Origin of the sequence: Streptomyces sp. NPDC048415 (genome assembly GCF_040651675.1) — a bacterium.
Taxonomy (GTDB): domain Bacteria; phylum Actinomycetota; class Actinomycetes; order Streptomycetales; family Streptomycetaceae; genus Streptomyces.
In genome coordinates, this window is record NZ_JBEZKJ010000103.1 from 1 (window position 1) to 4,098 (window position 4,098).

Annotated in this window: 3 protein-coding genes and 1 pseudogene; 1 reads left to right on the forward strand and 3 read right to left on the reverse strand. The window is 71.4% G+C overall.

The window, feature by feature from the left end:
- Positions 1–102: 102 nt before the first annotated feature.
- The 3 genes and pseudogenes from AB0D27_RS38470 to AB0D27_RS38480 all read right to left on the reverse strand — a co-directional run bounded on the left by AB0D27_RS38470 (position 103) and on the right by AB0D27_RS38480 (position 2,262).
- A complete protein-coding gene (locus AB0D27_RS38470; RefSeq protein WP_362518310.1) occupies positions 103–750 on the reverse strand; it encodes a PadR family transcriptional regulator in 648 nt (215 codons plus the stop codon).
- 265 nt (positions 751–1,015) lie between these two features.
- Positions 1,016–1,129 (reverse strand): annotated as a pseudogene (locus tag AB0D27_RS38475) (transposase); the annotation flags it as partial.
- Between the two features lie 197 nt (positions 1,130–1,326).
- On the reverse strand, positions 1,327–2,262 hold the full coding sequence (locus AB0D27_RS38480; RefSeq protein ID WP_362518313.1) for a LysR family transcriptional regulator: 936 nt from the start codon (positions 2,260–2,262) through the stop codon (positions 1,327–1,329).
- A gap of 134 nt (positions 2,263–2,396) precedes the next feature.
- Here AB0D27_RS38480 and AB0D27_RS38485 point away from each other — a divergent pair, with 134 nt between their 5' ends.
- Complete coding sequence (locus tag AB0D27_RS38485; RefSeq protein ID WP_362518316.1) at positions 2,397–3,665, forward strand: MFS transporter; 1,269 nt, start codon at positions 2,397–2,399, stop codon at positions 3,663–3,665.
- Positions 3,666–4,098 lie beyond the last annotated feature (433 nt).

A 4,098-nucleotide genomic window follows, 5' to 3' on the forward strand; every position in this document is an offset into this window, starting at 1 on the left:
AGCACGACGGACGCAGGCGCCGGCGCGGCCGCCGCGCACACCGGCAGCGCGGCGCCCCGCGGAAACGCTTCCGCGGGGCGCCGTCAGGTACCACGCACGCTGTCAGTCCTCGTCGGCGAGGATCAGGTACAGCTTCTTGCGGGCTTCGTTGATGACCACCAGCGCCTTGTCGCGCTGGTCCTTGCTGCCGGTCTTCCAGACCTGCCCGAAGGCCTCCATGAGGCCGAACCCGGCCTGCCGGATCTCGTGCAGCGTCTCCCAGTCCACGCCACGCCCGGCCTCTTCCCAAGGCGCGTCGGGGCCGTCGCCGGCCGCGGTGCGGCCCGACTCGGTGAGCGAGAACAGCTTCTTGCCGCCCTCGGCCTCGCTGGTGATCAGGCCCTCGTCCTCCAGCAGCTGAAGGGTCGGGTAGACCGAACCCGGGCTGGGCTTCCACGCCCCGCCGCTGCGCTCGGCGATCTCCTGGATCATCTCGTAACCATGCATGGGCCGGTCCTTGAGCAGGGCCAGGATCGACGCGCGTACGTCGCCGCGGCGCGCCCTCCCTCGGCCTCCGCCCCGGCCGCCGCGCCCGCCCCAGGGGCCCGGGCCGAAGCCGGGACCACCGAAGCCGGGGCCGCCGGGACCACCCGGTCCGAAGGGGCCGAAAGCCCCGCGCCGCCCCTCGAAGCCGCCCCGACCACGAGGGCCGGGTCCGCCGTGGTGTCCATGTCCGTGTTCGTATCCGAAGTCTTGTCCACGGGAACGCATCGCAATCACTCCATTCCATCGTTGATCAGTCGCGATGCATCAACGATATATCGGAACAGTTCGCTTGACAACCCTTTCGCCGACCTGGCGCCCGGTCTGCCAACTGCACTGTCGTGAGCTTCGTCGAGGTGAGCATGAGCGTCGCGCGCCCCTAGGGCGGGTGTCAGAGAGCGTCTGTGAACTGGGTCAGCGGGTGAGGCGGTGCTGACCTGCCAGGTGGCGGCGGTCCAGATCATGGCTTCGTGGGTGGCTGGGCGGGTCTCGTGTCGCGTACGAGGCGGCGGAACCTGGTCAGCTTGGCGAAGGAGCGTTCCACGACCCAGCGGCGGTGGAGCAGGACAAAGCCCTTGGCCTGGTCGGGGCGCTTGACGATCGCCACGGCCAGGTCCCAGATGTTGCGCGCGTCGCGGACGAACCGGCCTGTCTACCCGGGGACGGCCCACACCGTTCACACCTTGATCACCGTCAAGGCAATGAGGCACATGGAGGGGGAGAGCCCGAGTGTGTCGGTGGCCATGCCTGCCCCCGAGCCACCGTCCGTCGATCCGACCACGGTGATCGAAGACGCGGCGGCGTTCAGCGCGGAATTACCCAGCCCGGCGCCCAAGTTCCGACGGCGTCGTGGCCGGCCGCTGTGGCGGCGAGGTGGGCGCGGAGGATGGCCAGCGCTGGGTGGGGGTTGTCGCGGTGCCACAGCAGCGAGTGCGGGTAGACGGGCGTCGGGTCGGTCACCGGGATGCGGCGCAGGCCGTGGTCGGCGGGCCAGACGAGGCGGGTCTGCTCGCCCATGAAGGTGGCCAGGGCCGGGGTGTCGGCCACGGTGTCGAGGAGCGCGTCGGAGCCGAAGTTGGGGCCGGTCGCCTCGATGGTGAGGCCGAACTCGGCGACGAGGTCGTCGTAGTAGGCAGCCCACTCGGTACCGGGGACGATGCCGGGCATCCAGATCCGGTGCCCGGCGAGCTGATCGACGGTCACCGACCGGGCGCCCGACAGCGCGTGGGCGGGGCCGGTGAGGAGCTGGAGCGGCTCGTCGAGCACCCGTACGGACTCGATGTCCTCGGGAAGGGGCCGGCCGGGCACGGCGACGGCGCGAAAGGACGCGTCGATCGCACCGGACCGAATGGCGGCGACGGCCGTCTCGATGTCGAACAGCCACACCACGTCGAGCTCGATCTCGGGGTGCGCGCGGTGGAAGCCGCGCATCAGGCCCGACGCCGCGCCGCGCGAGGCGATCACGTCGACGCGCAGCGGACGGCGGCCGGGGCGTACGGAAGCGACCGCGCGCTCGGCGAGACGCAGCAGCTCGCGCGCGTGGGGCAGGAACGCCTGCCCGTCGATGGTGAGCTCGGCGCCGCGCGCGGTGCGGGTGAACAGCCGCACACTGAGGTTGCGCTCCAGCGCGGCGATGCGCTTGGAGACGGCCTGCTGGGTGACCGTCAGCTCGGCGGCGGCCTCCTGGAACTGCCCCGCGTCGGCGGCGGCGACGAAGGTCCGGACGGTGTCGAGGTCCACGCCGACACCCTACGGGTACAACCGTTGGTTGTAGCCAGGTGGCTCTGCGGTTGTTTGATCCCTAAGTGTGGTGCTCGCTTTGATGCTTCCGATCGCGGATCGGTTGTGCGGATGAGTGGAGAGGGGCGGCGGGCATGAGGAGCGGGCACCGGCTGGGACATCTGCTCGGACCTCGGCTGGGGCGGCAGTTCGGGTGGCTCTGGGGAGCGTACGGGACCAGCGCGCTCGGCACGTGGCTCGCCTTCGGCTCGTTCCCGCTGATCGCCGTCCGGGTGCTGCACGCCGGACCGGCCGAGGTCGCCGCGCTCTCCTCCGTGGGGGCTGCGGTGGGCGCCGCCGTCGCGGTGCCGCTCGGCCCGTGGGTGGAGTTCCGCCGCAAGCGGCCGGTGCTGATCGCGATGGACCTGGTGCGGTTCGCGGCGCTGCTGACGATCCCCGCCGCGTTCGCGCTCGGCGTGCTCACATTCCTTCAGCTCCTGCTGGTCTCGGTCGTCGTCGCGGCGGCCGACATCAGCTTCCGCGCCGCCTCAGGCGCGTACCTGAAGACGCTGCTGCCGGCCGAGGACCTGCTCGTCGCCAACGCCCGATTCGAGTCCACGGCCTGGACGACCACGATCATCGGACCGCCGCTGGGCGGCGCGGCGATCGGGCTCCTCGGTCCGGTGGCGACGGTGGTGGCCGACGCGGTCAGCTACCTGCTCTCGGCCCTGGGCATCCGCGCGACGGGCGGGCAAGAACCGCGGCCCGAACGCCGGGAGTCCGCGCACATGCGGGCCAGGGACCTGCTCGACGGTTGGCGGTACATCCTCGCCGACGCGACGCTGCGTCCGCTGTTCTTCAACACCGCCTTGTTCAACGGCCTGGTGATGGCCGCCCAGCCGCTGCTGGCCGTCCTGATGCTAGGCCGACTCGGGTTCGCACCGTGGCAGTACGGCCTCGCCTTCGCCGCGCCCTCGATCGGCGGGCTGCTCGGTTCGCGGCTGGCCCGACCGCTCGTCACCCGGTTCGGGCAGCATCAGGTCCTGGTCGTGGTCGGGACGCTGCGCGCGCTCTGGCCCGTCGGCCTGGCCTTCCTGGGGCCGGGCACCGGAGGGCTGCTGCTGGTGATGGGCGTCGAGCTCGGGCTCATCTTCTGCTGCGGGGTCTTCAACCCCGTCTACGCCACCTACCGCCTCGAGCGCACCGCGACCGACCGGGTCACCCGCACGCTGTCCGCCTGGGCGGTGACGACCAAGGCCTCGACCGCGCTCCTGACGGCTGTCTGGGGTGTGCTGGGCGACCTGCTCGGCCCGCGTACGGCCATCGGCCTGGCCGGCGTGTTCCTGCTGGCGACCCCGCTGCTGCTCCCCCGCCGCGCGGCAGCGCATCTCTCCAAGCCGGAGCCGGCACCGAACCGCGCCTGACGGCCCGCCACGGCCGTCACCGCGATCGGGCTGCGCCGCCCTTCTTCGGAGCGGTTCACCCCTCCGCGTACGGCTCGGAGATGAGCGCGACGGCCTCCGCCGTGGCCGGTGGGGGTCGCGGCGCGGCAAATCGTGGCTCACGTGCGCAATGGGCCTCAACAGCCCCCAACTACTTGTGAGGCACATGCACCGCAAGGCCAACTGCCTCACATGCCTGAAGCTGCCTTCTGGCGACCCCAGATAACGGTCGACACTGGGCCACGCCCGTCGGCCAGGCGCGCACGTTCACGCGGCGCTGCGTAGACGCGCCCGTTCACGCAGCGCTGCATAGACGCGCACGTTCACGCAGCGCTGCATAGACGCGCACGTTCACGCAGCGCTGCATAGACGCGCACGTTCACGCAGCGCTGCATAGACGCGCACGTTCACGCAG

Excerpts from the sequence above, each read along its gene's own strand:
- AB0D27_RS38470 (WP_362518310.1), bottom strand. The coding sequence starts at position 750 with ATGCGTTCCCGTGGACAAGACTTCGGATACGAACACGGACATGGACAC.
- AB0D27_RS38485 (WP_362518316.1), top strand. The coding sequence starts at position 2,397 with ATGAGGAGCGGGCACCGGCTGGGACATCTGCTCGGACCTCGGCTGGGG.